This is a genomic window from Streptomyces sp. NPDC043427 (assembly GCF_056436655.1).
Window position 1 is genome coordinate 23,704 of the sequence record NZ_JBWKCC010000019.1, and the last position, 25,823, is coordinate 49,526.

At 71.1% G+C, this 25,823-nt stretch carries 24 protein-coding genes, 1 tRNA gene and 1 pseudogene; 12 read left to right on the plus strand and 14 right to left on the minus strand.

Translation table 11 applies throughout. From position 1 onward, the window contains the following. Window positions 1-189 precede the first annotated feature (189 nt). The 4 genes from AC067M_RS27205 (at window position 190) to AC067M_RS27220 (ending at window position 3,385) form a co-directional block, all read left to right on the plus strand. Window positions 190-1,014 (plus strand): class E sortase, encoded by an 825-nt coding sequence (locus AC067M_RS27205; protein ID WP_478699649.1) that lies wholly within the window; start codon window positions 190-192, stop codon window positions 1,012-1,014. A gap of 74 nt (window positions 1,015-1,088) precedes the next feature. Further along, window positions 1,089-2,012: a hypothetical protein gene (locus tag AC067M_RS27210; protein WP_478699650.1), complete on the plus strand. Its 924-nt coding sequence runs from the start codon at window positions 1,089-1,091 to the stop codon at window positions 2,010-2,012. A gap of 165 nt (window positions 2,013-2,177) precedes the next feature. Continuing rightward, the gene (locus AC067M_RS27215; RefSeq protein ID WP_478699651.1) at window positions 2,178-2,489 is read left to right on the plus strand and encodes a DUF6412 domain-containing protein; all 312 of its coding nucleotides are present in this window, start codon (window positions 2,178-2,180) and stop codon (window positions 2,487-2,489) included. 131 nt (window positions 2,490-2,620) lie between these two features. Further along, window positions 2,621-3,385, plus strand: coding sequence for a YidC/Oxa1 family membrane protein insertase (locus AC067M_RS27220; RefSeq protein WP_478699652.1), 765 nt, complete (start codon window positions 2,621-2,623; stop codon window positions 3,383-3,385). 151 nt (window positions 3,386-3,536) lie between these two features. Here the strand turns inward: AC067M_RS27220 and AC067M_RS27225 are convergent, their stop codons facing one another. The 3 genes from AC067M_RS27225 to AC067M_RS27235 form a co-directional block, all read right to left on the minus strand. Then, the gene (locus AC067M_RS27225) at window positions 3,537-4,403 is read right to left on the minus strand and encodes an LLM class F420-dependent oxidoreductase (protein ID WP_478699653.1); all 867 of its coding nucleotides are present in this window, start codon (window positions 4,401-4,403) and stop codon (window positions 3,537-3,539) included. Between the two features lie 118 nt (window positions 4,404-4,521). Further along, the gene (locus AC067M_RS27230) at window positions 4,522-5,025 is read right to left on the minus strand and encodes a heme-degrading domain-containing protein (RefSeq protein ID WP_478699654.1); all 504 of its coding nucleotides are present in this window, start codon (window positions 5,023-5,025) and stop codon (window positions 4,522-4,524) included. Beyond that, complete coding sequence (locus tag AC067M_RS27235) at window positions 5,022-6,110, minus strand: Gfo/Idh/MocA family protein (RefSeq protein WP_478699655.1); 1,089 nt, start codon at window positions 6,108-6,110, stop codon at window positions 5,022-5,024. Before AC067M_RS27235 ends, AC067M_RS27230 begins: the two co-directional genes overlap by 4 nt. A 56-nt stretch (window positions 6,111-6,166) precedes the next feature. Here AC067M_RS27235 and AC067M_RS27240 point away from each other — a divergent pair, with 56 nt between their 5' ends. Together AC067M_RS27240 and AC067M_RS27245 are read left to right on the plus strand one after the other, a co-directional pair. Continuing rightward, window positions 6,167-7,357 (plus strand): ROK family transcriptional regulator, encoded by a 1,191-nt coding sequence (locus AC067M_RS27240; RefSeq protein WP_478699656.1) that lies wholly within the window; start codon window positions 6,167-6,169, stop codon window positions 7,355-7,357. Window positions 7,358-7,579: 222 nt separating this feature from the next. Continuing rightward, window positions 7,580-7,840 (plus strand): annotated as a pseudogene (locus tag AC067M_RS27245) (transposase); the annotation flags it as partial. Between the two features lie 37 nt (window positions 7,841-7,877). Here the strand turns inward: AC067M_RS27245 and AC067M_RS27250 are convergent. Beyond that, window positions 7,878-8,426 carry a DUF1062 domain-containing protein gene (locus tag AC067M_RS27250; RefSeq protein WP_478699657.1) on the minus strand — a complete coding sequence of 183 codons (549 nt, stop codon included), beginning with the start codon at window positions 8,424-8,426 and terminating at the stop codon, window positions 7,878-7,880. A gap of 327 nt (window positions 8,427-8,753) precedes the next feature. Between AC067M_RS27250 and AC067M_RS27255 the strand changes: the two genes are divergently transcribed. The 5 genes from AC067M_RS27255 to AC067M_RS27275 all read left to right on the plus strand — a co-directional run bounded on the left by AC067M_RS27255 (window position 8,754) and on the right by AC067M_RS27275 (window position 12,975). Beyond that, a complete protein-coding gene (locus tag AC067M_RS27255; RefSeq protein ID WP_478699658.1) occupies window positions 8,754-9,500 on the plus strand; it encodes a hypothetical protein in 747 nt (248 codons plus the stop codon). Window positions 9,501-9,624: 124 nt separating this feature from the next. Beyond that, window positions 9,625-10,404 carry an HAD-IIA family hydrolase gene (locus AC067M_RS27260; RefSeq protein WP_478699659.1) on the plus strand — a complete coding sequence of 260 codons (780 nt, stop codon included), beginning with the start codon at window positions 9,625-9,627 and terminating at the stop codon, window positions 10,402-10,404. A gap of 99 nt (window positions 10,405-10,503) precedes the next feature. Beyond that, a complete protein-coding gene (locus tag AC067M_RS27265; protein WP_478699660.1) occupies window positions 10,504-11,112 on the plus strand; it encodes a hypothetical protein in 609 nt (202 codons plus the stop codon). 3 nt (window positions 11,113-11,115) lie between these two features. After that, complete coding sequence (locus AC067M_RS27270; protein WP_478699661.1) at window positions 11,116-11,787, plus strand: class F sortase; 672 nt, start codon at window positions 11,116-11,118, stop codon at window positions 11,785-11,787. A gap of 171 nt (window positions 11,788-11,958) precedes the next feature. After that, the gene (locus AC067M_RS27275) at window positions 11,959-12,975 is read left to right on the plus strand and encodes a glycoside hydrolase family 6 protein (RefSeq protein WP_478699662.1); all 1,017 of its coding nucleotides are present in this window, start codon (window positions 11,959-11,961) and stop codon (window positions 12,973-12,975) included. Between the two features lie 268 nt (window positions 12,976-13,243). On the opposite strand, the gene glxA is transcribed toward AC067M_RS27275, so the two are convergent. The 10 genes from glxA to AC067M_RS27325 form a co-directional block, all read right to left on the minus strand. Next, window positions 13,244-15,181: a radical copper oxidase GlxA gene (glxA, locus tag AC067M_RS27280; RefSeq protein WP_478699663.1), complete on the minus strand. Its 1,938-nt coding sequence runs from the start codon at window positions 15,179-15,181 to the stop codon at window positions 13,244-13,246. Continuing rightward, the gene (locus AC067M_RS27285; RefSeq protein ID WP_478699664.1) at window positions 15,178-17,202 is read right to left on the minus strand and encodes a glycosyltransferase family 2 protein; all 2,025 of its coding nucleotides are present in this window, start codon (window positions 17,200-17,202) and stop codon (window positions 15,178-15,180) included. Before AC067M_RS27285 ends, glxA begins: the two co-directional genes overlap by 4 nt. 330 nt (window positions 17,203-17,532) lie before the next feature. Then, complete coding sequence (locus AC067M_RS27290; protein ID WP_478699665.1) at window positions 17,533-18,246, minus strand: FadR/GntR family transcriptional regulator; 714 nt, start codon at window positions 18,244-18,246, stop codon at window positions 17,533-17,535. A gap of 172 nt (window positions 18,247-18,418) precedes the next feature. Then, window positions 18,419-18,492, minus strand: a tRNA-Lys gene (locus AC067M_RS27295). Beyond that, on the minus strand, window positions 18,483-19,082 hold the full coding sequence (locus tag AC067M_RS27300; protein ID WP_478699666.1) for a bifunctional DNA primase/polymerase: 600 nt from the start codon (window positions 19,080-19,082) through the stop codon (window positions 18,483-18,485). The genes AC067M_RS27295 and AC067M_RS27300 overlap by 10 nt, the downstream gene beginning before the upstream one ends. 157 nt (window positions 19,083-19,239) lie before the next feature. Further along, entirely contained in the window at window positions 19,240-19,605 is a 366-nt protein-coding gene (locus AC067M_RS27305) for a hypothetical protein (protein ID WP_478699667.1), read from the minus strand. Window positions 19,606-19,750: 145 nt separating this feature from the next. After that, window positions 19,751-21,127: an AAA domain-containing protein gene (locus AC067M_RS27310; protein ID WP_478699668.1), complete on the minus strand. Its 1,377-nt coding sequence runs from the start codon at window positions 21,125-21,127 to the stop codon at window positions 19,751-19,753. After that, window positions 21,124-22,719: a hypothetical protein gene (locus tag AC067M_RS27315; protein ID WP_478699669.1), complete on the minus strand. Its 1,596-nt coding sequence runs from the start codon at window positions 22,717-22,719 to the stop codon at window positions 21,124-21,126. The genes AC067M_RS27310 and AC067M_RS27315 overlap by 4 nt, the downstream gene beginning before the upstream one ends. Continuing rightward, window positions 22,710-23,864: a hypothetical protein gene (locus AC067M_RS27320; RefSeq protein ID WP_478699670.1), complete on the minus strand. Its 1,155-nt coding sequence runs from the start codon at window positions 23,862-23,864 to the stop codon at window positions 22,710-22,712. The genes AC067M_RS27315 and AC067M_RS27320 overlap by 10 nt, the downstream gene beginning before the upstream one ends. Continuing rightward, window positions 23,815-24,816, minus strand: a complete 1,002-nt coding sequence (locus tag AC067M_RS27325) for a phosphatase PAP2 family protein (protein WP_478699671.1) — start codon at window positions 24,814-24,816, stop codon at window positions 23,815-23,817. Before AC067M_RS27325 ends, AC067M_RS27320 begins: the two co-directional genes overlap by 50 nt. 190 nt (window positions 24,817-25,006) lie before the next feature. Between AC067M_RS27325 and AC067M_RS27330 the strand changes: the two genes are divergently transcribed. Further along, window positions 25,007-25,600, plus strand: a complete 594-nt coding sequence (locus AC067M_RS27330; RefSeq protein ID WP_478699672.1) for a histidine phosphatase family protein — start codon at window positions 25,007-25,009, stop codon at window positions 25,598-25,600. Window positions 25,601-25,823: the final 223 nt, after the last annotated feature.

The window sequence follows — 25,823 nt, forward strand, 5'->3', positions numbered from 1 at the left end:
TCGTCCCGTCCAGGTCGACACGAAGCATCGGGTGTGACCTGAGGGGTTGTCGAGAGTTCTGACAGCCCTTTCTCAAACCTGTGGACGAAGTGTTCGGCGGTGCGAACGCAGACCCACGCGCGCGTGCCTCTGGAGACCTCGCGCCCCGCCCCTTATCGTGCCGCCAGCCCCGATGAAGGAGGCGTCCGCGTGCGGGTTCCCGTCGTACGGCACAGCACCCGGCGGCGACGCGCCCTGCGCCGGCGCGTGCTGTGGGGCGGTGCGGAGGTCCTCGTCACCGTCGGGGTCCTGCTTCTGCTCTTCGTCGCCCACCAGCTGTGGTGGACCAACCGGGAGGCCAGGGAGGGAGCGGGCCGGACGGTCGAGGCGCTGGAGAGGCAGTGGGCCGACCCCCACTCCGGCTCCGACGCCGACCTCGGCCTCGACGCCGACGGTGACGGATCCCGTACGTCGTCCGGCGAAGCGGGCACACGCGCGCGTACGTCCCCCGCACCCGATCCCGCCACCGGCAGCGGCTCGCGACTCCACAGCGGCAGCACCGCCGCCGCAACCACCCGGGACAACTCCCGCGCCTACGCCATCCTCACCATCCCCCGCCTCGACCTCCGCGTCCCCGTCGCCGAAGGCACCAGCAAGCGTCACGTCCTCGACAAGGGCTACGTCGGCCACTACACCGGCACGCAACAGCCCGGTCAGGCAGGCAACTTCGCGGTCGCCGGGCATCGGAACACCCATGGCGAGCCCTTCCGGTACGTCAACCGGCTCCGCGAGGGCGACACGGTTCAGGTCGAGACACGCGGCGCGGTCTACACGTACACCGTCGACCGGACGCTCCCGCGCACCTCCGCGCGGGACGGCACCACCATCGCGCCCGTGCCGAGGAGCACCACGCACCCCGGCTACGGCTACACCGACCCCGGCTACTACCTCACGCTCACCACCTGCACCCCCGAGTACACCTCCAGGTACCGCCTGGTGGTGTGGGCCAAGCTCACCTCGATGCGGCCACGCTGAACGGCTGCGCGGGCTTGCGACTTATGAGTACGAGCACTCATGTGCGCCTGGACGCCCGCTGACAGGCTTCGCGTATGACGAGTGGCAGAGGGGCGCCGATAGCCCTGCATCTCTTCCTGGTCTGGGCGATGACGGCGGCCGTGGTGCCGGCGCTCGGCTTCGCGCTGGTGTTGTCGGCATGGGGTGGTGGGAACGGTGCGATGACGCCGGTCCTCCTGGTGGGTCTGCCGCTGTCGGTGGTCCTGCTGGCCACCGCGGGCCTTCCGGCGCGGACCGTGGTGCCGCTGTGCGGCTCCCTGCCGCAGCGGCTCGGGTGGGCGGTGCTGGTCTTCGTCCTCGGCACGCTCGGCGTCGTGGCAGGTCTGCACGCCTACGACGGGGGCGTCGACCTGGGGAGCGCCAGTACCCGGTTCGCGTTGACGGGGGTGCCGTACGCCGTGGCCGCGGCGTTCTTCGTGCCGAGCCGGTGGGTACGACTGGGGGCGGTGGCCGCGCTGGCGGCCGGGGTGACCTACGGGGGCTTCGTCGGCCCGGCGCACGCGCAGCAGCGCCGGCACGAGGCGGAGGTCGCGCGGTACCGGGAGTATCCGGAGCTGCTGTACATGGGCGCTGCGCCGCCCGGCATGCGGTTGTCCCATGCCGAGGCCGGCCCCGCCTATTTCAGCGTCGAATACGGCCCCGCCCAGCCGGACGAGACCGCGTACGCAGGCCTCATGCTGCGCCCACCGATCACGCCGACACTCCGATGCCCCGACCTCCCGGCCAAGGGCGAGACGTGCACGGTGGACGCGCACGGCGAGAGGCGCACGGTCCGCGACCTCCCCGGCGGCGAACACACCGTCACCCTCACCCGCCGCCAGCGGAACGCAGAGGTCGAGGTCACCAGCTGGACCCTCGACGAAGCCGGGCTACGCCATCTCCTGGACACCCTGCACCCACTGTCGAACGCAGAGCTGGAGAAACTGATGCGGGAAAAGGCGATCAGCTACACACTCTGAGCCATATGCGGAACCGTCGTGCCGGGCCGGGACGTTGTGAGGGGTGCCGGGGTGAGTCCCGGCCCCGGTTCGGCTGAAGGGGCTCTTGCGGTCCTTCGCACCGGATCAGGTATAACCGATGACGACCGACCAGGGGTGGCACGCGTGTACGAGAGGGGGGCGTCGATGATCCAGAGCTGGGCGAGGCTGCGCCCCGCCGCCGTGCTGCTGTTCCTGGTCCTGCAGACCGCGCTGCTCGACACCGGCAGCCTCACCGCCACCGTCGCGCTCGCCGCGACCGCCGCGGCCGGCTCCGCACTCCTCGTCTGCTCCCTCCTCGCCTCCCGCAGCGCCCCCGCCGTGCCGCCCACCCGTGTGCGCACGGCGATACGCGACCGTGCCCGCCGTACGGCGTTCCTGCCCCAGCGCGACCCGGACGCCAAGGGGCGCATACGGCCCCGGGCGCCCGGACACGCCCTCCCGGCGACCACCGCGTAGGCACGCGCTCCCTCCGAAGCAGTTCGAGCGGTTCGTGACCCCGCGCGGGTCGTCATGCCGACGTTCCCATTTCCCCATGTCTCCAGTTCGTCGTTTCCTCGGCACGACGAGACCCCTCGGAGGGCTCACCCATGTCCGTCTTCGCCCATCTCGTCGAGCAGCTCGCCGAGCTGCTCCGACCGCTCTTCGGTGCTTCCGCGGCCGCCGCCGCGATCGTCCTGTTCACCGCGCTCGTACGACTGCTCGTGCACCCTCTGTCCCGGGCCGCCGCGCGCGGACAGCGGGCGCAGGCCGTGCTGCGGCCGCGGATCGCCGAGCTGCGCAAGAAGCACGCGAAGGACCCCGAGAAGCTGCAGAAGGCGGTTCTCGAACTGCACAGGGAGGAGAAGGTGTCGCCGGTGGCGGGCTGTCTGCCGAGCCTGTTCCAGCTGCCCGCGTTCTTCCTGCTCTACCACCTCTTCTCCAGCACGACGATCGGCGGTGAGGCCAACGCGCTGCTCTCCCACGAGCTGTTCGCCGCACCCCTCGGCGACCGCTGGGCGGACGCGCTGTCCGGCGGGGGCGTGTTCGGAGAGGCGGGGGTCGTGTACCTCGTGCTGTTCGCGGTCGTCGCCGCCGTCGCCTGGTTCAACTACGGGCGGACCAAGCGGATGATGGCCTCCGGCGGTGCCGGGGTGCTGCCGGTGGCTGACAGCGGTGAGCAGGCGCAGCAGGTGCCCGGGCTCGGCGCGGTCAGCAAGCTCATGCCGTTCATGTCCTTCTTCACCCTGATCACCGTGGCGGTCGTACCGCTCGCCGCTGCCCTGTACGTGGTGACCAGTACGACGTGGAGCGCCGTCGAGCGGGCCGCGCTCTACCGGACCGGTCCAGTCCGTGAACCGGCCCTTGCGGACTGACCACGGAGCTTGGCGGATCAGCCAGGCCGCCGATGGCTGCTCCCCGGCCGCACCTCCGGCCGCCCCCGGCGGCCGGGTGCCGGAGATCGAGGACGCCCGCGCGGCGGAGCCGCACAGCGATACAGCCCCGCGCCCCTGAGGGGACCTTCCCTTACGCCAGTAGAGAAGCCAGGGCGCGCCAGGCTTCCCTCGGGAGGTTGTCCCGTGAGCCCGCGTCGACCACCTGGAGCGCGAGGTGGTCGGCGCCTGCCTCCTGGAAGGCCTTGATCCGCTCGAGGATCTGGTTCTCGTCGCCCCAGGCGAACAGGGCGTCGACCAGGCGGTCGCTGCCGCCGTCGGTCAGGTCTTCCTCGGTGAAGCCGTGGCGGAGGAAGTTGTTGGTGTAGTTGGGCAGGGGGAGGTAGATCGCGAGGAACTCGCGGGCCAGCGCGCGGGCGCGGGTCGGGTCCGTCTCCAGGACGACCGCCAGCTCGGGTGCGAGGAGCGGGGTCTCGCCGAGGATCTCGCGGGCGTACGCGGTGTGTTCGGGGGTGACCAGGTACGGGATCGCGCCGGCGGCCCGGTCCCGGGTCAGCTCCAGCGACTTCGGGCCGAGGGCGGCCAGGACGCGGCGGTCCGCGGGTGCGCCCGCGGTGTCCAGGTCGTCGAGGTAGGAGACCAGGGCCGAGTAGGGGCGGCGGTACTGCTCCGCGCGCTGGGCGTGGCTCACCCCGAGGCCCAGGACGAAGCGGCCGGGGTGGGCGGCCTCCAGGTCGGCGAGGGCGGCCGCGCTGTCGGCGGACTCGTGCTGCCAGATGCTCTGGATGCTGGTGCCGACGACGATGCGCGAGGTGGCCTCGACGAGCGGGGCGGCGTGGTGGGCGGCGCTGTTGCCGCCCAGCCAGAGCGCGCCGTAACCGAGTTCCTCCAGCTCCGCGGCGGCCTCGGCGAGTTCGCCGCGGCGGGCCGGGTCCTCGGAGCGCAGGCCGACGCTCCAGATGCCGTACCGTCCGACGGTTTCCCTCAGTGCGTTGTTCATCGGTTGACCGGTCCCTCCGGAAGGGGGCGCTGTGCCCGTTGATCACCACGCGTACGGCACGGCCAACCGGAGGGGCGCCGCTCGTCATTCCCGCCGCGCCGTCATCACCACACTCTCGCTACAACTTCAGGAACTGCTCCAGCGCCTCCACCACGAACCGGTGGTCCTGCAACTGCGGCAGCCCGGAGACCGTGACCGCGCCGATCACGCCCACGCCCTCGACGTGGATCGGGAAGGAGCCGCCGTGGGCCGCGTACACGTCCGGGTCCAGGCGGGAGGACTCCTCGAAGGTCGTGCCCTTCGCCCGGAAGCGGGCGCCGACCAGGTACGACGCGTGGCCGTAGCGCTCCACGACCCGGCGCTTGCGGGCGATCCAGGCGTCGTTGTCGGGGGTCGAGCCCGGCAGGGCGGCGTGGAAGAGCTGCTGGCCGGCACGGTGGATGTCGATGGCGAGCGGGGCCTGCCGCTCCCGGGCCAGGTCGACGAGGAGCGAGCCGAGGGCCCAGGCGTCGTCGTGGGTGAACTGCCGGAAGACCAGACGACGCTCCTGGGCCTCGAGCTCCTCCAGGGGTGGGGTGAGTTCGGGGTGGAACTTGGGGGTGATTTCCTGGTTGTGCGTCACAGCGTCACCGCCACTTTCTCGTGTGCCGAACGGCGGGCTGCCTCCAGTACGTCGAGAGCGGCGGCCGCCTCCAGGGCGGTCACCGGGTTGGGGCCGCCGTCCAGCAGTGCCTTGGCCACGGCCGCATAGTAGGCCGGGTAGTCGCCGGGGAGGGTCGGTTCGGGGCGTCCGCCGCCGGTCAGCGGGGACTCACCGGCGCCGACGCGGCCCCACAGGTCCTCGGGTTCCGTGCCCCAGTCCGGGGTGGTGCCGGGCCGCTGCCCCTCCCGCAGCGCCGCCTCCTGCGGGTCCAGGCCGTACTTCACGTAGCCCGCCCGCGAGCCCAGCACCCGGAAGCGGGGGCCGAGTTGGGCGGTCGTCGCGGAGACGTACAGGTGGGAGCGGACGCCGTCGGCGTGGGTGAGCGCGATGAAGGTGTCGTCGTCGGTCTCGGCGCCGGGGCGGCGGATGTCCGACTCGGCGTAGACCTGGGTGACGGGCCCGAAGAGGGCCAGTGCCTGGTCGACGACATGGCTGCCGAGGTCGTAGAGCAGGCCGCCGATCTCTGCGGGGTCGCCGGACTCGCGCCAGCCGCCCTTCGGCTGAGGGCGCCAGCGCTCGAAGCGGGACTCGAAGCGCCACACGTCACCCAGCTCGCCCGCGTCGAGCAGCCCCCGCAGGGTCAGGAAGTCGTTGTCCCAGCGGCGGTTCTGGAAGACCGAAAGCAGCAGCCCGCGCTCCTCCGCGAGGGTCGCGAGGGTGCGCGCCTCGGCCGCCGTACCGGCGACGGGCTTGTCGACGACGACCGGGAGGCCGGCCTCGAGGGCGGTGGTCGCGAGCGGGACGTGCGTCTTGTTCGGGGACGCGATGACGACGAGGTCCAGGTCCCCGGCCCGCTCGAACAACTCGTCCGGGGTGGCGACCGTGCGCACGTCCGGGAACTCCGCGCGAGCCTGCTGCTGCCGCTCCGGGTTCGAGGTGACCACCGTGTCGAGGACGAGGCCCTCGGTGGCGGCGATCAGCGGGGCGTGGAAGACGGAGCCGGCGAGGCCGTAGCCGACGAGGCCTACGCGGAGGGGGGTGTCACCAGTTGTGCGTCCAGTCATGCCCTCCACTTTCACAACGCTGTTGTCAAAGTGCAAGCAGGGAGGACAATGGGGGCATGAAGGGCTCTTCCGTCGGTGCGAACCTGTTCGCCCTGCGCAGTCACAACACCGCGCTGGTTCTCGATCTGCTGCGTACGGCGGGACCGCGGGGTATCAGCCGGCTCGAACTCGCCGAGCGCACCGGACTCACCCCGCAGGCGGTCGGCAAGATCACGGCTCGGCTGCGGGAGGACGGGCTGGCGGCGGAGGCGGGGCGCGGGGCGTCCACGGGGGGTAAGCCGCCCACGACGTTGCGGCTGGTGCCGGAGGCAGGGCACGCGGTGGGTGTACATCTCGACCGGGACGAGTTGCGGGCGGTGCTCGTCGACCTCGCGGGGGCGGTGGTCGGGGAGCGCCGCGCCGCGCTGGACCTCGGGGCGGGGGCAGACGCGGTTGTCTCGGCTGTGACCCGGGAGGCGGAGGGGCTGGTGGAGGAAGCGCTCGGGCCCACCGCCGACCCGGAGCCGGACTCGGAGGGCTCTGGCTGGAGCCTGGGCTCAGGCTGGGGCGTGGGGTCGGGCTCCGGCTCACTGGCTGCCTACGGGTCACTTCTCGGGCTCGGCATCGCGCTTCCCGGGCCGCTCGACCACACGCGCGGAGTGTTGCACCGGGTCACCGGGTTCCCCGAGTGGGACGGATTTCCGCTGCGGGATGCGTTGGCGCCGCGGCTGGGGGTGCCGGTGGTGGTCGACAAGGACACGAACGCGGCGGCGTTGGGGTTGGCCGTGGGGGGCGAGAGCGGGTCCTTCGCCTACCTGCACCTCGGTACGGGGTTGGGGGCCGGGTTGGTGATCGGTGGGGTGCTGCATCGGGGGGCGCGGACAGGGGCGGGGGAGTTCGGGCACCAGGTGATTCAACTGGACGGGCCCGTGTGTTCGTGCGGGAACCGGGGCTGCATCGAGGTGCTGTGTCTGGAGGCCATGGGGCGGGAGGACGCGGAGGAGGCGGCGCGGGTGTTGGCGGCGGGGACGGCGAATCTGGTGGCCCTGCTGGACATTGATCTGGTGTTGCTGGGTGGGCGGACGGTGGAGGAGGCGCCGGAGAAGTTTGTACGGGGGGTCGAGGGGGTGCTTGAGGAACTGGCTCGGCGGGAGGGGGCGACCGGGAGCGCGGTGCCCGTGCGGGTTGCCTCCGGCGGGGTGTGGGGGGTTGCGGTGGGGGCGGCTCAGTTGTTGCTGGGGCCGTTGTTCGGGCGGGGGGACGGGTGAGCGGCTGCGTTGTGCGTGCGGGTCGGCCGGGGCCGCCGTGGGTAGGCGCGCAGCCCGGCGCTGACGGGGCACCGCCCGCGCCCGCCCGTGCCGCCCCAGCGGCACGACTGCCCGCGGCAGAGCGGGACTCGCGGAACAGCGGGGCCGGCGGGACCAGGACCTGGTCGGCGGGGGTTACGGACTGCTGGCGATTGTCTGCGTACAGGCGTGTTCTGGTGCACACGCGCCCTGGGGCACCCGATCCGGCGACGGACGGCACCGCCCCGTACCCACCAGAGCGATGGGTACGGGCATCGGACCGTCCAGGCCGCACCGGTGGCCCCGGGGCGTGAGGAATCCCGCCCCCGCATTCCCGGACCACGGACACGATCCGTGCGCGCCGGATGCGGAGCGAACGCGGGGGACCAGGACGCCCAACACCGTTCGGGGCGTCCGACTGAGCATGAGTCCTGGCACCAGGACTCACTCCCGCTCAGTCTTTAGGAACGGTTGCCGGACAGGCCCTGGTCCCGAGGAGGGCTCAGCGTTTGAGCGTGAAGGTGAAGGCGCCGGAGAGCTTGCCGGTCAGCCGGACTGCCGAAACGAGGCTCCCCTCCGTGATCAGTCTCTCGACCTCGGCCCGTGAAAGACCGCAACCGTCAGCGATCAGCCGCACCGGCCGGACAGGGATCCGCGCCGCGAAGCGGACCGAGACGTCGATCACCTCGCGGTCCAGGTGGTCCGAACCGCCGGTGTCGAGGCGCCAGGCGTTGTCCCAGTCGAGGGCGACGCGATTACGGCGCCGTACGACCGGATCCTGGAGCAGCTCGGCTGCCAGGCTGAGGTCGTTGTCATGCAGTCGGTCCAGCAGCTCAGGTCGTACGGAGCGCACATTCGTCCGCTCCAGGACCGTGAGCTTCGTGGTCTCCCCGCAAACGGTACAGAGCGCGAGGAGCCAGGCGTCGATGAGCTTGTGGTTGGCGTTGATGCGAAATTTGCCGTTCGCCCGGAAGCGCTCGGACGCGCATGCGTGGCATCGACGGAGAACGAGCGGCAGGCAGGTGGGCATGACAACCCAGTTGTTGAGCACAGAAGTACACCGGTTTCAGTGAGAATTCGGCAGCAGAAAGGAGCGCGGCGCACAGGGCGCGACGCGCGACGAATCAGCGCTCGGGAGGTCTCACACGGTGTACAACGGCACGTCCTTGCCTAGACGACTTGGTTCGGCAGCACGGTAAGGGCGCACAGCGGCGCCTTTCCACTGGTTTTCGAGCCCACTGGTTTTCGAGCACCTCACCGCCGGCGGGCTCGCGTGCTGGCTGGTGCCGCCGAACGGGCGGAATGCTGGGGCCATTCGAGGTGCCTCCCGGCCCGCCACCTCCCCGCTCCGCTCCCCATCCGCCAAGCTCATGTGTTTATGCGACTGTGCACTCCCGCCGCCCCTCTCTGTCTGGCCGCGGCCGCCCTTCTGCTCCCCGTGGCCGCGGCGCCCGCGCACGCGGTGCGAGGGCCTGTCTGTGGTGCCGGCGGTGATGAGGGGGAGTTCCCGCTCACCACGCGTATTCACGGTGGGCAGGACTCCTACGAAGCCGGGGGCGGGTACGGCACCTGGTATCTGGATCTCACCAACACCACCTCCCGCACCTGCGCCGCCATTCATCCGGTCGTCGTGCTGGTCGACGGGAAGCGCGCGCTCGTGGCCTCGCAGCCGCGGCTGGAGTTCTACGACGGGGAGCGGCCCCACCCCGTCCACTTCGTGACGACCGACCAGGACGAGCTGGTCGGGGCCTTCGACGACGGTTTCCCCGGGTTCACCGTCGGCCCCGGAGCGACGCTCAGTGTGAAGGTGCGGCTGGCGCTCACCTCGGATGCCGTGCCCAACGAGGTGACCGTCAACGCGGCCGTCGTGCAGCGGCAGGAGGCGGACGGGGACTGGGTGGGGCAGTCCAACGACTACCGGTTCACGGTGGAGGGGGGAGCGGCCGATCCCCAACCCGACCCCGACCCGCTGCCCGAGGCCTCACCCCCCGAACGGATCGACCGGCTGCCCTTCGCCGACGAACTCGCCCGCACCGGCCTCACGTCGCCCGGCGGAGCCATCGCCGCGACCCTCGGCCTGCTCCTCGTAGGGGGTGCGCTGCTGCTGGTGCGCAGACGGCGCTGATCGCCTGCAAGCCTTACAAATCCTGCAATCCCTGCATTCGCTGCAATGCCTGCATTCCCGCAAGATCGGGCCTGTGTCTAGGCTGGGGCTCACGCAGCACGGCGTACGGCAGGAGACCCCGCACATGGCAGAACGCAGGCCCATCGAGTCGTGGCTCACCGACATGGACGGTGTGCTCATCCACGAGGGCGTCCCGATCCCCGGCGCCGACGCCTTCCTGAAGAAGCTGCGGGAGTCCGGCAAGCCGTTCCTGGTCCTGACCAACAACTCGATCTACACCGGCCGCGACCTGCACGCACGGCTGCGCCGCATGGGCCTGGACGTGCCGATCGAGAACATCTGGACCTCGGCGCTGGCCACCGCCAAGTTCCTGGACGACCAGCGGCCGTGCGGTTCGGCGTACGTCATCGGCGAGGCCGGCCTGACCACCGCGCTGCACGACATCGGCTACATCCTCACCGACCACGAGCCCGACTACGTGGTCCTCGGAGAGACCCGCACTTACTCCTTCGAGGCCATGACCAAGGCCGTACGGCTCATCAACGCCGGCGCCCGCTTCATCTGCACCAACCCGGACGAGACCGGCCCCTCCACCGAGGGCCCGCTGCCCGCGACCGGCGCGGTCGCCGCGCTGATCACCAAGGCCACCGGCAAGAAGCCGTACTTCGCGGGCAAGCCGAACCCGCTGATGATGCGCACCGGGCTCAACGCGATCGGTGCGCACTCCGAGACCAGCGCGATGATCGGCGACCGCATGGACACCGACGTCCTGGCCGGCATCGAGGCCGGGATGCAGACCTTCCTGGTGCTCACCGGCCTGACCACGCCGGAGCAGGTCGAGAACTTCCCGTACCGGCCGTCGAAGGTCGTCGACTCGATCGCGGACCTCGTCGACCGGATCTGAGCAGCGGTACGCGTGTAACCCGTACGGAGCAGTGGCCTGGCCCAGCGGATGCGTGGGCGGGCCGCGCGGGGGAGTCTCCAGAGAGCTGGAGGTTTCACGATGCGCTCACTGAAAGTCACACTCTGTGCGGGTGCCGCCGTCACCGTCGCCGCCCTCGCCCCGACCGCGTACGCGGCGGACGGACACCTCTCGGTGACCCCCTCGACCCCCGCCCCCGGCACCGACATCGCCCTACGGGTCAGCGGCTGCACCGGTACGACGGCCACCGCGGCGTCGGCCGCGTTCGTCACGGATGCGCACCTTTCCGTGGCCGGAACCGCAGTCGGCGCCGACCGCGCGCTCGTCGGCGAGACCCGCGTCCGGTCCTCGGTACGAACGGGATCGTACGACGTCAAGATCTCCTGCGCCGGGTCCGACCTCAAGGGCGCCCTCACGGTCGTGACCAGGTCCATCGGACACGGCCCCCACCCCTCCACGCCGTCACCCCACACCTCTCCCGTCGCCCCGGTCCACGCGGGCGGCGGCGGCACCGCCCACCTCTCCTCCTCCGTGGCCGATTCCTCCGTGGCCGACTCCTCCGTCGACGCCGACGACGCAGGCGCGGCCGGTCCCGGTGCCGCCCAGGCGGTGACCGGCCTCGTCCTCGCCGGAGTCGCCGCGGTGGCCGTCGCGCTCCGCAGCGTCCGGCGGGGCCGCGGGACGGACTGACCCATGTCCGACGGCGAACGCCCCTCCGGTACCGGACGGCTGCTCACGGTCCTGACCTGGTCCCTGGTGCTGCTCGGGCTGTGGCTGTGGGGCCGCGAGGTGACCGACGTACGGCAGGGGACGGCGGGGTCGAGCACGGGGGACATGGCCGCGGTCGGCCGTCCCCCGAAGGCCGAGGCCGATCTGCCGCCCGCCGCCAGGCCCCTGCGAGACGCCCTCCCGCAGCGCATCGACATCCCCGACCTGAACGTGCAGGCACCGGTCGTGGGCCGCGGCCTGGACACGCGGGGCGCGATCGATCCGCCGCCCTACGATCAGGCGGGCGTCGTGGCCTGGTACGCGGCCGGAGCGAAGCCGGGGGCGGCCGGTACCGCGCTGATGGTGGGCCACGTCGACACGGAGACCCGGCCCGCCGTGTTCTACAAGATCGGCACCCTCCATCCGGGGAACAGGGTCCGAGTGGTCCGGGACGACGGCAGGATCGCCGAGTTCACCGTCGACGACGTCGAGGTCGTCGCCAGCGACCACTTCGACGCCCGCCGCGCCTATGGCCCCCACCGACCGGGCCGCGCCGAACTGCGGCTGATCACCTGCGGCGGCACCTTCGACCGCGCGAGCGGCGGCTACACGGCGAACGTGATCGTGTCGGCGTACCTGACGGGAACGGGTGTGTGAGCCCTGCCGGAAACCCCTCGGCTGTCCTTCCCCTGAAAGTCCCCTCCCGGCCCGGTCGACGGCCGCTCCCCGCTGTAACAGCTCTCCGACAACGCCTCGGTGACCTCGTGGGCATGATTGGGTGTATGTCAGGATTAATACTTGGACTGGCGTGAGCCAAGGGGGAGTTGGATGTACGTCAGCAGGGGGGTCATGGCTGCGCTGGGGGCGGCGCTGCTGATCACCGGATGTTCGCCGTCGGGAGAGGGTGAGGACAAGGAACCCGAGCGGCCCGAGCAGGGGGCCCGGATCACGCAACAGCCCAAGGGCACCAACCCGTTCTGGGTCAACCCGGACGGCAACGCGGCACGGCAGGTCGCCGCCTACGAGACGAGCGGCGAGAAGACGGACGCCGAGCAGATCCGCAAGATCGCCGAGCAGCCGACCGGCGAGTGGATCCTCCCGGAGAACCCGGAGCAGCAGGCCCGCGGCTTCACCGAGGCCGCCGACCAGGCCGGCCGCACCGCGCTCCTCGTCCTCTACAACATCCCGCACCGCGACTGCGGCCAGTACTCGCAGGGCGGCGCCGCCGACGGCGACGCCTACCGCGCCTGGATCGACGGTGTGGCCAAGGGCATCGGCGACCGCCCCGCCACGGTGATCCTGGAACCGGACGCCGTACTGCACCTGGTCGACGGCTGTACCCAGGACGCGTTCCACGAGGAGCGCTACAACCTCCTGGACGGCGCCGTCACCACGCTCAAGGCCCTGAAGAACACGAAGGTCTACCTCGACGCCGGAAACGCCGGCTGGAACGACCCCGACCGCATCCATGACCCACTGCGACGCGCGGGCATCGAGCAGGCCGACGGATTCGCCGTCAACGTCTCGAACTTCTACTCCACCGAGGACTCCATCGCCTACGGCAAGGAACTCTCCGCCAAGGTCGGCGGCAAACACTTCGTCATCGACACCGGCCGCAACGGCAACGGCCCGTACACGGGGGGCGACCAGAGCGAACGCTGGTGCAACCCCCCGGGCCGGGCCCTGGGCGAGACCCCCACCACCGACACGGCAGACCCCTTGGTGGACGCCTACCTGTGGGTCAAACGCCCAGGTGAGTCCGACGGCGAATGCAAGGGCGGCCCGAAGGCGGGCCAATGGTGGCCCACCTACGCCTTGAAACTGGCGGAAGCCTCACGACGCTAGGGCGTGTTGCGACAGTCCCGTCGTCCGCCCGAAGGGCGGGCTCTGCGGCGTCCGGCGCGTGCGATCGCAAGGCGGAGGGTCGCCCGCGTACTGGGCGTACGTGGGCGATCCCGACAACGCGGCGAGCGCGCGTGCCGGGCGTCGCAGGGCAGGCGGGACTTTCGCAACACGCCCTGAGGTGCTCGGGGCTGTGTCGATGTGCGGCCCCGCCGCGTGCGCGCGGCCGGCCACAGCGCTCCCGCACCCACAACACAACGCCGCGGGAGCGCTACGGCACCCGAACCCACCGCGCCTTACTGGGCGTCCCCTGATCGTCATCCACGAACAGCATGTACCACCCACCCTGCACCAGATTCCTGCTCTTCGGCACAGTCACCGTCACCTTGTCCCCAGCCACCGTGAAATCCAACGCGATGGACCGCTGATCCACATCCGTCACATGCGTGGACGCACTGGGCCGGATCAACCGCACCTTCTTGATGGACGACGCATGCCGTGAGGTGAACGTCCCCGACCCACCCCGAGGAATGGTCTTCGGCCCACCGCCCAAGGACGGCCGGGAATCCCGGTACAGATACGGCGGCGTATAGATCTCGATCCGCTGCTCGAACTTCCCCGGCTTCGTGTTCGCCGCGTCCCCGTACAACGAGTCCGACCCGAAGAACATCACCCGCCCGTCCGGCAGCAGAATCGACCCGGAGTGATAGTTCCGCCCCACCAGCGGATCGGCGACCCGGTCGAGCGTATTGGTGTCCGGGTGATAGATCCGCGCCTCGAGGATGTTGGAGTCCCCGCGCCCTCGATAGTCCTCGGAACCCCCCGACACCAGAACGGTGTCGTCGGGCAGTACCGAGGCCTGCGGATAGCGCGTCCCCTTGCCCAGTGAGGGCCCGTCCACGAACCGGGGATCATCCGCCTTCAGGTCGATGATCCGCGTCTTCGCACTCGAGAGCCGGGACTCACCGACCCCACCACCCCCGATCACCATGTACCGCTCGTCCTGCGCCGGCGCGAGCAACACCGTCCCGGAGGTCTCCATCAACTTCGCATCACTCAGCCCGGGCAGTTTGGTGAACCTGTTCGTGCCCACGTCCCAGATCCCCGGTTCGCGCCCCACGTCGTCCGGCCCGTACCCCGCGTTGGAACCCGAGTAGAAGACCTTCCCGTTCTGCATCAGGAACAGCGCGGGATACGTCGGGAACTGACGCTCCTTCGGCGTGTAGGTCCACTTCCTCGTCTTCGGGTCGAAGACCTCGTTCTTGCCGGGAACCAGCTGCCCGATGTCGTCCAGCCCGGAGACACTGAGAATTCTGCCGTCGCTCAACGTCGTCAGCGTCGGATACCAGCGCGCCTCCTTCATCGGGTCGACCTTGATGTACTTCTCGGCGACAGGATCGAACTCGTACGCGTCCCTGATCCCCTGGAAGTCCTTCTTGTCGAGCGCCAGCTTCTGCGCGATGCCGTACGTGTTGCGCGCGTCGACGCCGGTCAGGCCCTGGATGCGGTAGTTGTCCTGCGTACCCGTCTCGTACTTCGAGCCCCTTTTCTGCGCCTCGACGTAAATGCGGCCGAGCCCCGGGGTGTTGCCGAGGAACTTGCCGGTTTTCTTGTCGAAGTTCTTCGTCGCCCGTTCGACGACCACCGGGTCCTTGGAGACGAAGGTCCTGCCGTTCTCCTTGCCCTTGAACTTCGTGCCCGCGGGCAGCGTGATCGGCTTGTCGGGGTTCTCGTTGTGGACGATCATCAGGCCGCCGGCCTTGGTGACGTCGCCCTTCAGCTTCTCGTACCGCTTGGTGCCGCCCGCGATCAGCAGATTGCCGTTGGCGAGCTGGGTGTGGCCGGTGCAGAACAGGTCGCTCGGCGTGGGCACCTTCTTGATGGTGCGCGCGACCGGGTCCCAGATCCGGGTGTCGAACTGCTTGGCGTCGAAGTTGTCCTGGTTGTTGCCGGAGCCCGCGACCAGAAGGATCTTCCCGGTGTGCAGGAGCGCCGCGTGGATGGTGTTCTGGCGGTACTCCTTCGGGAACTCGACGATCTCCCAGTGGCCGTTGTCGGCCTTGTACTCCGGTCTGTTGATCTTGTACTGGTGGTACTGCTCCGTGCTGAAGCGGTAGACCCACGGGCCGTTCATTCCGGCCAGCGCGAGAACCACCGCCGTGCCGATCGCGAGTCGACGGGCACGGCGGCGGCCGGCTCCCTCCGTCATTCCTTACGCCCTCCGAGTCCGCCCAGGGCGATCTGCATGGTCTGGTCACCGCTGCCGTGCGAGGCGTTCGTGCCGTGCGACGCGGGCGAGGCGGGCGCTGAGGCCCAGCTCGGCTTGCGGGCCGGCGCGTGGCCGTGCGGCGCGTACGACACCGACCCCGCGGCGGCGCCGACCGGCACCGCGTCCTGCGGCTGGGGCTCCGGCTCCGGTGGGGGCGCGGCGGGCCGCCTGCGCGCCTCCCGCAGCGTCCACTGCCAGGCGAAGATCGGCGATGCGGTGATCAGCAGGGCGAAGGAGGCCCAGATGACCATCGCGGGGTGGGCGTGCCCGAGCGTGCATCCGGCGGCGATGGACGCGCCGAAGACCATGATGAAGAACAGGTGGATCCGGAAGGTTCCGAACAGGGTGTCCGGGGAGGCGGAGTCGCCCTTGGGCGTCACCACGAAGCTGCTCTTGCGGCGCAGTACCGCGTCCATCAGTGAGCGGGCGTAGATCGGCGCGGACAGTGCCGACATGACCATGCCCGCCACTCCACCCGAACCCTCCGGTTCGTGCGGGGAGACGTTGTGCCGGCGGTTCCAGACGTACAGGCCGATCTGGAGCGCGGAGGCGTTGCCGTAGAGCATCAGCCACACGGTCGGGTCGATGTTGACGCCGGAGGCGCCCAGGCCCAGGAAGAGGGCGCAACTCAGGGCCGCGAGGATCCAGTTGAGGGCCGACATCGGGTAGAAGATGATCATCATCGTGTAGTTGAAGAGCTTGCCGGGCGGCAACGAGTACCAGCCCTTCCAGTACTGCTTGAGGATGGTCTCGTAGGTGCCCCGCGACCAGCGCAGCTGCTGGGTGAAGAAGTCCGTCCAGGCGTTCGGGCCCTCACCGACGGCGAGGACGTCCGGGGTGTAGACCGACCGCCACTTCTTGCCGGTCGCCGGGTTCTTGTGGCGGTGGATCTCGAAACCGGTCGCCATGTCCTCGGTGATCGAGTCGTACAGCCCGCCGATCTGCTTGAGCGCCTTGATGCGTACGGCGTTCGAGGTACCCACGAACATGGGGGCGCCGTAGAAGTTGCCCGCGCGCTGGATGAGGGCGTGGAAGAGGAACTGCTGGGACTCGGCGGCCTTGGTGACGAACGTGTCGTAGTTGCCGTAGACCTGCGGGCCGATCACGAAGCCGACGTCCGGGTCACGGAAGAAGCCGAGCATCCGCTCCAGGTAGTTGGGCAGCGGTACGTGGTCGGTGTCGACGGAGGCGAAGTAGTCGTAGTCGTCGCCGTGGGCGTCGAGCCAGGCGTTGTAGTTGCCGTGCTTGGTCTTGGCGCGGTGCGGGCCCGAGGGCCGGTTCCACTTCTCGATGCCCTTGCGGGAGAAGTGGTGCACGCCGAGGCGTTCGCAGACCGCCTTGACCTCGGGGTCGTCGCCCTCGTCGAGGAGCCAGACGTGCAGAAGCCCCCGGTGGCGCAGCTTGACGGCCGCCTCCAGGGTCTTCGTCACCATCTCCAGCGGTTCCTTGCCGGGCACGAAGGAGGTCAGGAAGGCGACTCTCGTGCCGGTCTCCGGGACCACCGGGATCGGGTCGCGGGCGACCAGCGTGGCGTGCGCGTTGGACAGCACGTTCATGCAGCGGAAGAACTCGATCAGGCCGATCGCGACCAGCATCACCATGTCGAGCGCGGGCAGCCAGTCGAAGGCCGGGTAGTCCCGCCTGGTCCAGTGCTCCGGCTGCAGCAGCCAGGCGAGCAGGACCAGGGAGAGCAGTGGCGCGGCGCCCAGCATCAGCGCGGCCCGGATACGGTGCGGCTCCTGGGAGAGCAGCGAGCGGTAGCGGACCTTGTAGGGCTTGGTCGGGTCGGGCTGGGTGAGGGGTCCCGCCAGTCGGCTGTAGTGCTCGTAGTCGTATCTCGGCAGTGTCTTGCTGATGCGGCGGAACGATCCGGTCCCCCCGGTCCGGTGCGTGTCCAGCCTGAGCGGCGTGGTCTGTGACGGGCCGAAGTTATGCCGGGCGCCCGTCGGCGTCGACGTCATGAGTCATCCCCCCACACGCAGATCACCGCGTGTCGTCGTTGTCTTCCTGCGCCTGCGGGCAGCCCCCCTCGGCTTTCACAGGCGTCTCATCGGTGAAGGAGAAGTCGCGTGTTCCGTGTCATTCCTCCCTGAAGACACAGAAGGGCGACTTACCGGTTGCGGATGCCCCCCTCGACATCTTGTTCGCGAACGGGGCCCCTCTCCCCGCAAGTCGCGCAACCGGATGCATGCCCCCAACTGCCGCGAATGCGCAGCACTTTGACACCAGGGTTCTACGGTGTTCGGCATGATCGCAAGACGCGAAACGCGGTGGTTACCGGTCATACGCGCTCATTGTTGCGCGTGTGGGGGCCTTGTGGCTGCGTTGTGGACGGTAGTGGACAGTCGTGCACGAATGTGACCGAAGTGGTCCCTTATGGCGTTCTCCGCTCGAACGGAGTCGCCCGTCCGAACGGCATCAACGATCTCCCGGTGCTGCCGGCAGGTGACCCTCGGATCCTGCGGCACGTCCACGAGATCGGTGCGTACGCGATGGAAGGCGTCCCAGAACGCCTCCAGGACCTCGCTCAGCAGAGCGTTGTCCAGCCCCCGGTAGAGCGTGGCGTGAAAGGCGCGGTCGGTCTCCGCGAAACCGTCCCCCCGGGCGGCCCGCTCCTCCATACGGTCGACGAGTGCGTCCAGCTCGCCGAGGACGTCGGCCGGGATCCGTCCCGCGAGCCGGGAGATCAGCCCCGTCTCCACCGCCTCACGCAGTTCGAGCAGCTGGAGCAGGCTGTCCTCGCCCCGGTAGTGCCCGGCGACCGTACGGAAGGCGAGGCCCTCGATCATGGGGGCGAAGGTCATCGGGCCGACGTACGTGCCGAAGCCGTGCCGGATCTCGACGATGCCCATGGCCTGGAGCGCCTTCAGTGCCTCCCGCACCGAGTTCCTGCTCGCGCCGAGGAACTCCATCAGCTCGGGCTCGGTCGGCAGCGGGGCCCCGGAGGCCAGTCGCTGGTCGACGATCAGCTTCTTGATGCGCTCCTGGAGATCACGGGCTGCCATGGCGGGAGGGTATCCGGCCAAACGCGAAACGGGCCCCTCGTCGTGCGAGGAGCCCGTCCTGTCTGGGTGTGTGGGTGGCGCGGCCCCCACAGCGCGCGGCGCCAGCCGCGCAAAAACGACGATGGCGAGCCGCGTCCGCGCTCTCCGCGGACGTGGCTCGCCATCGTCATCGTGCGCCGCCAGGGACTCGAACCCCGGACCCGCTGATTAAGAGTCAGCTGCTCTAACCAACTGAGCTAGCGGCGCCTGCTGACGTCGTAGACCTTAGCATCCAGGTCGGCGGGAGGAAAAATCGATATCCGCACCGCCGCGCGGGCCGCTCGGACGGCCGCCCAGAGCAGGATGTCGGGTCCCGGGAGCCAGGGGTGACGGGTGTCGGGGGCGACGAGCCAGCGGGCGGCCGGGGTGTGGGTGGCGGGGTTCGCCGGTGCGGGAGGCGGCACGGTCACCGCGTCGCCGGTGCCGTGGCACAACAGGGGCGGGATGTCCGCCGTACGGCCGCCGGAGTGACTGGGGGGACCTGAGTGACCGCGGGAACCCCATTCCTCCCACTCCAGCAGGGTCGGCAGCCGCTGGGCCGTGCCGGGCGCGGCGAACAGCAGCATCCGGCCCCGGTACTCCGCCACCGGCCCGGAGCCCGGGCCCTCTTCCCAGAGCCGGTCCAGCATCCGGCGTCCGAAGAGCGCGGGTGCGTTGACGACGTCGAAGGCGGCGCCGCAGGGCAGCACGACCGGGGCGTCCGGGTGCTCGTCCCAGAGGGCCAGTGTGCTGCGGGGGTACGTTCCTGCCGAGGCGAGCCAGGCGGCGCCGTCCGGGGTGACCCATGCACTGCTCATGTCGACAGGTGTACCGGCCGTGAGCGCACGCTCTCCGAGGGTTGCGGGAAACCCGGACAGGGTTGGGCCGGAGGGAGTATCTTGCCCACCCGGCATATGCCAGGGCGAGATGCGCGCGGCGCGCGGCTCAGGCGGAGTGGGCTCAGGCGGGGCGGGCTCAGGCGGGGTCGGCGTACCCCGTCCCTTCCCCGCCGCTCAGCAGCTCCCGGCCGAACTCGACCATCTTCTTCGCGTAGTCCTCGGTCCACTCGGCCCGCTCGGCGATGTCCGCCGGGGTCAGCCGGTCGAACCGCCGGGGGTCGGCGAGCTGGGCCGCGGCGATCGCCTGGAACTCCATCGCCCGGTCGGTCGCGGCACGGAACGCGTGCGTCAGCTCCGTCGCACGCGCCAGCAGGTCCCGCGGGTCGTCGATCGACTCCAGATCGAAGAAGTGCTCCGGGTCGGCGGCGGCGTCCGCGGGCTCGAAGAGCAGGGGCGCGGGGCGTAGCCGCGGTTCGTTCCGACGCGGCGTGGGCTCCGCCATGTCTTCATCTCCTCCTCGTACGGTTCGGGTGGCGCCGCCGGGTGGGTGGGCCGTCTTCCATTGTGGCCCGGGGCGCAAGGGGGCCCGGTCGAGTGGCCTGCCGACAGGTGACCCCCCGGCCGGGTGACCTCCGGACCCCGCACCTTCAAGGCCTGAAGCCCACCCGATGTTCCCCCAGGTGTGCCAACACCGCGTGATTCGCCTCCCAACCGTCGGGGAACTTCACGATCGTCCCCAGCTGGACCGGTTCCGTCGACGGGTAGTCGTCGAGGAGGTCGCCGACGCCGGCGCGGCAGACCACGATGCAGGCGTGGCGGTGGCGGGAGGCGAGGACGCACAGGCGGCCGGTCTCCAGGTGGAAGGCGGTGGCGTCGGGGCGGCCGGAGAGGGGGTGGAGGACGACCGTGACGTCGTACTCCCGGCCCTGGAGCCGGTTGGCCGTGTCGACGGTGACGTCCGTGACGCCCAGGTCCACCAGCGCCGCCCGGACCGCCGCCGCCTGGTCCCGGTGGGCCGTGCCGACGGCGATCCGGTCGGCGGTCAGGGGAGCCGGGTCCGGGGAGCGTTCCGAGGTGGCGGCGCCGCCCCGGTCCAGCAGGCGTCGTACGACCGTCGCCACCGCCCGCACCGCCTCCGGGTCCGTGCGTGGAGTGTGCCGGGCGGGCAGCTCCAGCAGGCCCCAGCCGGACTCCGCGGCCTCGTCGATCACACGGTCGGGGCCCGAGCCGTCCGACGCGACGGCGAAGGAGAGGCGGCGGTCGCCGTGGCCCGTGCCGCTGCGGAACGGGGTGTACGGGTAGAACGCGTCGGAGACCAGGGGCGCGGCCGAGGCCGGGAGCCGCCAGGACACCGGGAGGCGGTGCTGCGGCAGCGTCGGGTTGTGCGCGAGCAGGGTGGAGACGGCGGAGGCCGACGGGTCGTAGGACAGGCCTGCCCACTGCTCGCTGCCCACGATCGCGAACGGGTCCAGCTGACCCGGGTCGCCCACGAACAGGGCCCGCTCGAACAGCCCGGCCACGGCCAGCAGGCTGTCGGAGCGCATCTGGTACGCCTCGTCGACGATCGCGTGCGGCCACGGCTCGTCGGTCTTCACGTGCGCCCACTTGGCAGCCGTGGAGATCACGACCGGGAGCCCGTTCAGGTCCCCCGCTTTCGCCGACTTGCGGACCTGCGGCAGGTCGTCGAGCGCCTTGTCGTACGCGTCGGCGTCACTGCTGTGCAGCCGGCCCACCGGCAGCTCGGGGTTCTTCTCGGCGAGTCTCAGGACCAGGTCGTCGACCTGGGCGTTCGTCTGCGCCACCACCATCAGCGGGCGTCCCGCGTCGGCGAGTTCGAGTGCCGCGCGGACGACGAGGGTGGACTTGCCCGCGCCGGGCGGGGAGTCGACGACGACACCGCGCGCGGTGCCGTTCAGTGTGTCGTGGAGGATCGCGTCGGTGGCCCGCGAGGCCGCGGCCCCGGGGTCGAAGGTACGCGTGGCGCCTTCTCCGTGAGCGGCCTCTTCGGTCCGGGGCGCGGTCACAGGACGTCCTCCTCGGTCACGGGGTCGGCGGCCTCCGGCACGGCGACCGTCTCGCCGGGCGGGCCGCCGTGCGTCCACGGCGTCTCCTCGGGGTCGGGGAGCTTCGCGCCGCCCCGCTGTTCGTGCTCGAACAGCGTGAAGCAGACCCGGTCGCCCTTCTCGGGCACCGAACCGACCTCGGGCTCCTTGCCGCGGCCCATCTTGTCGACGATCCGCAGCACCACCAGACCGTCGCCCTCGTCCCCCACGAACTCCGCAGCCTGCGGCTTGCCGGCGAGGGACCGGTACACCTTCACCCGCTCACCGAGGTGCGGTCGGTCGTCCGTGCGGACCGTGACCAGCGGGCGCGGGCTGGGCCGCTTGCCCTCGCTGTACGCCATGACGACATCCGTGACCTCGCCCGCGAACGCCTCCCCGGCCAGCCGCCGCCCCGCCATCACCAGCGGGTCGTCGAGGGCCTCCTGCGCCTCCAGACGGGCCTGCTCACGCTCGCGCGTGGCGAGCTTGTTGGCGGCGGTGACCGCGTCGTCGCGGCGCGGCTGAGGGGGCTCGCCGGCCAGGACACGGTCGCGGTGGCCGGTGAACGACCAGCGGTCGCGCGTCCACCGCTCCTCGACGTGCGCCCCCTCCGGCAGCGCCCGCAGCAGGTCGAGGCCGCGCCACACCGCGTCCCAGGTGGGCCGCGTACGGCTCTCGACCAGGGCGCGGATCTCCCGCTCGGCGGCGGTCAGCGCACCGAGCCGGTCGTCCGCCTCCAGGCCGTCCTCGGCGGCGGCGAGGGCGGTACGCGCGCGGTCGTAGCGCTCGATGGCCGGGGCGAGCAGCCTGTTGTCGAACGCGGGGTCGGTGGCCGGGCCGGCCGGCGGGCACAGCAGCTGTCCCTCGGCGTCCCGGCCCACCTCGGCCCGCAGCGCCGCCTCGGCACCCGAAGCTCCCTCGGGCGGGTCGATCCAGGCGAGGAGCGCGCCCAGATGCTGGTCCTCCAGCGTGGACTGCCCGGTCGCCCAGTGCCGGCCCAGCACCTCGGTCAGCGCCAGCAGCAGGGAGGAGCCGGGCACCCGGGCCCGCTCCCCGAAGTGGGTCAGCCACCGGCCCAGCAACGGCACGCGCGGCGGCGCGGGATGCGGGGTCTCCGGGTCCTGCTCCGCCGTACGCCGAAAGCGCATGGAGCGGCCGAGCAGCCGTACGAAGTCGCCGCCCGCGCGGCTCGGCACCACCAGCTGCGGGGCGTCCGCGCACAGCTCGACCTCGACCTTGACGCGCTTGCCGGTCTCCGGGTCGGTCTCATTGCGCTCGGCGGCCTCCACGCTGTCCGCGTAGGCGTCGATGTACGGCAGGACGACCTCGGCCAGTTCGGCGAGGAACGCGAACCTGAGGTCGCGGTCACGCGGCTGCGGTACGACCAGCAGACGCGGCGCGTCCCGGTCGGTGCCCACCAGCGCGCCGAGCGGGGCGCCGGCCTCACCGGCGGTGATGAGCGGCACGAACACCAGTGGCCGCTCGGACAGGTGGCGGTGCCGGACGGTGGCGATGGGCTGGGCGCGGCCGGTGGTGACCGCCTCGAGTCGGGCGAGGGTGGCGATCAGCGACACGCGGACACCCCTTCGCCGAGGGCCTGCGTGCGCAGCTCGCCGAGGGCCTCCGCCCGTAGTTCGGCCGCACGGCGCAGCGCCGCGACCGCCGGGTCGTCCGGGTCGCCGGCCTCCGCGCGGGCCGCCGCGAGGACGTCCTCGACGGTCGTCAGGCCGCCCAGCTCGGCGCGGACCGAGCGGCCCAGGGAGGTCACCGCGCCGTCCGCGCGGGAGCGGTCGCGGCAGTGGAAGGCCAGCTCGCACGCGGACAGGCACTCCGGCGCGTACGTCGCCGGGACCGACTCGACGGCGGCCGTGAGCTCCTCGGCCGGCAGGTCGGGGGAGAAGCACGTGCCCTCGGGGAGCGCGTCGGCGATGTCCTGCACGCGCGTGAGACGGGCCAGCTGACGGCTGGTGACCGCGCGCTGCTTGCGGACGTCGACGGCGGAGGCGGTCGGCAGGTTGGAGAAGTCCTTGGGACACACGAGCAGGACGTGGTGGCGCACCGGCGGGGCCGGGTCCAGGCGCGCGGCGACGTCCTCCAGCGCCAGCACGTACACAGCCGCCTGCCGGGCGGCCGCGCCGACCTTCGACGGGTCCGCCGAACCGTCCACCATCGGGAAGGACTTGATCTCCACGACCGTCCAACTGCCGTCGGGGTGCACGACGACGGCGTCCGGCTCCAGGAACGCGGGAGAGCCGGCCACGTCGAGCGCCAGCATCGGATGGTCGAGGAGCGTCCAGGCACCGCGCGCCCCGGTGGCCTCCCGCAGCTCCAGCGCCGTACGCGCCGTGCGGCCCTCGGGGCCGATCGCGGACAGGTCGGGCACGCGCGCGTCGACGGGCGGTTCGGCCCGCGGATCCAGCTTCTCGTGCACCAGCCGCAGCAGCTCCGCGCCGCCGTCCGCCTTGACCTTCGCCTCGAACGCGTTGCCACGGGTGAGGGCGAACTGCGACTGCCCGAAGGCCGAAGGCGAGCCCAGCGCGCTCGCCAGCGCCGCCTTGTTCACCCCGGCGCCGTCCAGGATCGCGCGCCGTCTGCACCCGGGGTTCGCGGCGAGTGCCGCGAGGGCGCGGGCGTCCAGCGCCTTGGCCGGTACATCGGGACCGCGCAGCTCAGCGAGCCGGTGCCGGAGCGCCGTCCCCCGCGTCCGTGGGGGAGGCACCCGGCTCGGCTCCTGACCCGAACCGCGCATCGCGCTGCCGTGGAATTCGCTCACCCGTGGAAGTCTGGCATCCGCCACTGACAACCGAGGCATGTGCGTCGGGAGAGGCGTCGAGAGAAAGGTCCGACGAGATGTCGAGAGAGGCGTCGCGAATGGCCGCCGGGACGGGCCCGAACCGGGCCGCGAAGCCCGCCTTCGCCCGGTCCGCGCCGCGCATCACCAGCGGGGCCAGCAGGAACCCGACGCCCATCACGGCCGCGCCCGCGACCGCGTCGAGGAAGTAGTGGTTGGCGGTGCCCATCACCACGATGGTGGTCACCAGCGGGTAGACGACACCCGCGACCTTCGCGGCCGGTGTGCGGCCGTGCCGCCACAACATCACCCCGCACCACAGCGCCCAGCCCACGTGCAGGCTCGGCATCGCCGCGTACTGGTTCGTCATGCCGCCCATACCGCGCGGCGCGCTCGCCTCGCCGCCCCACCAGCCGTACGAGCTGTACTGGGCCATCGTGTCCACGAACCCGTGGCCGGCCGACAGGAGGCGGGGTGGGCAGGTCGGGAGCAGGGTGAAACCGATGAGGCCCATGAACGTGGAGGTCATCAGCCATGTGCGGGCCGCGCGGTAGTGCGGCTTGAGCGAGCGGAACAGCCAGATGAGGATCGCGGGCGTGACCAGGTAGTGCAACGACGCGTACCAGAAGTCGGCCGGTACGCCGAGCCACGCCTCGCGCGTGAAGAGGCGGTTCAGCGGGTGCTCGGCATTGATGTACAGGAACTTCTCGACGCGCAGGATCGTCAGGCCGTGGTCGACGGCCGAGGGGACGTTGCCGCGCACGAGGAGCCGACCGGCGGAGTAGCAGGCGTACACCAGCATGATCAACGGCAGTTCGGTCCACCAGCGCAGGCGGGTGGGCAATGCTGCCTCTGTGCCCGGTGTCTCGGTCTGCGGCATCCGATCGCCTCCCCCTTCGTTCTCGCGCGGCGCCCGGCGGTCCGGCCGTGCCACCTTACGGTGTATGCGCGCGTCCTCGCTGCGCGCCCCCGGCCCTGATAGACGCAGAGATCGCCCCCCGGGTTGCCCGTGCAGGGGGTGCGCGATGATGGAGGGGTTCCGTCTGAAGTCTCTTCTGGAGGGGCCCTCCATGGCACCGCGCATCCTGCTGGCCCGGCACGGACAGACGGAGTGGTCGCTGTCCGGCAAGCACACCGGCAGGACCGACGTGCCCCTCCTCGAAGAGGGGCGACGCGGCGCCAAGCTGCTCGGCGAGCGACTGCACCGGGCGCCGTTCGAGGGCCTTGCCGGCATCGAGATACGCACCAGTCCCCTGTCACGCGCGCGTGAGACCTGCGAACTCGCCGGCTTCGGCGAGCGGGCGACCACCTGGGACACACTCATGGAGTGGGACTACGGGGCGTACGAGGGCATGACCCCGGCACAGATACAGGCCGTCCGACCGGGCTGGCTGATCTGGCGGGACGGTGTCCCCGAAGGGGAGACGCTGGACGAGGTGACCGCGCGGGCCGACGAGGTCGTGGCGTGGGCCCGGGCCGAGGAACGTGACGTCCTGGTGTTCGCTCACGGCCACATCCTTCGGTCGATCGGTGCGCGGTGGCTGGGGCTGCCGCTGGAGTTCGCGGCGCGGATCCGGCTGAACCCGACGTCGTTGTCCGTTCTGGGGTGGGCCTACGGAGAGCCCGCGATCGAGAGCTGGAACGATCTGGGGCATCTGGCTTAGCCGGGGTGGCTGCCGGGGCGGTTGCCAAGGGAGGCGCAGGTCCGCCCCCAGGGCGTGTTGCGAGAGTCCCGTCGTCCGCCCGAAGGGCGGGCCCTGCGGCGTCCGGTGCGTGTGATCGCGAGGCGGAGGATCGCCCGCGTACGGGGCGTGCGTGGGCGATCCCGGCAACGCGGCGAGCGCGCGTGCCGGGCGTCTCAGGGCAGGCGGGACGTTCGCAACACGC

Coding starts and splice junctions, on each gene's coding strand:
- AC067M_RS27210 (WP_478699650.1), top strand. CDS start 1,089: ATGACGAGTGGCAGAGGGGCGCCGATAGCCCTGCATCTCTTCCTGGTC.
- AC067M_RS27215 (WP_478699651.1), top strand. CDS start 2,178: ATGATCCAGAGCTGGGCGAGGCTGCGCCCCGCCGCCGTGCTGCTGTTC.
- AC067M_RS27220 (WP_478699652.1), top strand. CDS start 2,621: ATGTCCGTCTTCGCCCATCTCGTCGAGCAGCTCGCCGAGCTGCTCCGA.
- AC067M_RS27225 (WP_478699653.1), bottom strand. CDS start 4,403: ATGAACAACGCACTGAGGGAAACCGTCGGACGGTACGGCATCTGGAGC.
- AC067M_RS27235 (WP_478699655.1), bottom strand. CDS start 6,110: ATGACTGGACGCACAACTGGTGACACCCCCCTCCGCGTAGGCCTCGTC.
- AC067M_RS27240 (WP_478699656.1), top strand. CDS start 6,167: ATGAAGGGCTCTTCCGTCGGTGCGAACCTGTTCGCCCTGCGCAGTCAC.
- AC067M_RS27255 (WP_478699658.1), top strand. CDS start 8,754: ATGCGACTGTGCACTCCCGCCGCCCCTCTCTGTCTGGCCGCGGCCGCC.
- AC067M_RS27260 (WP_478699659.1), top strand. CDS start 9,625: ATGGCAGAACGCAGGCCCATCGAGTCGTGGCTCACCGACATGGACGGT.
- AC067M_RS27265 (WP_478699660.1), top strand. CDS start 10,504: ATGCGCTCACTGAAAGTCACACTCTGTGCGGGTGCCGCCGTCACCGTC.
- AC067M_RS27270 (WP_478699661.1), top strand. CDS start 11,116: ATGTCCGACGGCGAACGCCCCTCCGGTACCGGACGGCTGCTCACGGTC.
- AC067M_RS27275 (WP_478699662.1), top strand. CDS start 11,959: ATGTACGTCAGCAGGGGGGTCATGGCTGCGCTGGGGGCGGCGCTGCTG.
- glxA (WP_478699663.1), bottom strand. CDS start 15,181: ATGACGGAGGGAGCCGGCCGCCGCCGTGCCCGTCGACTCGCGATCGGC.
- AC067M_RS27285 (WP_478699664.1), bottom strand. CDS start 17,202: ATGACGTCGACGCCGACGGGCGCCCGGCATAACTTCGGCCCGTCACAG.
- AC067M_RS27290 (WP_478699665.1), bottom strand. CDS start 18,246: ATGGCAGCCCGTGATCTCCAGGAGCGCATCAAGAAGCTGATCGTCGAC.
- AC067M_RS27300 (WP_478699666.1), bottom strand. CDS start 19,082: ATGAGCAGTGCATGGGTCACCCCGGACGGCGCCGCCTGGCTCGCCTCG.
- AC067M_RS27305 (WP_478699667.1), bottom strand. CDS start 19,605: ATGGCGGAGCCCACGCCGCGTCGGAACGAACCGCGGCTACGCCCCGCG.
- AC067M_RS27325 (WP_478699671.1), bottom strand. CDS start 24,816: ATGCCGCAGACCGAGACACCGGGCACAGAGGCAGCATTGCCCACCCGC.
- AC067M_RS27330 (WP_478699672.1), top strand. CDS start 25,007: ATGGCACCGCGCATCCTGCTGGCCCGGCACGGACAGACGGAGTGGTCG.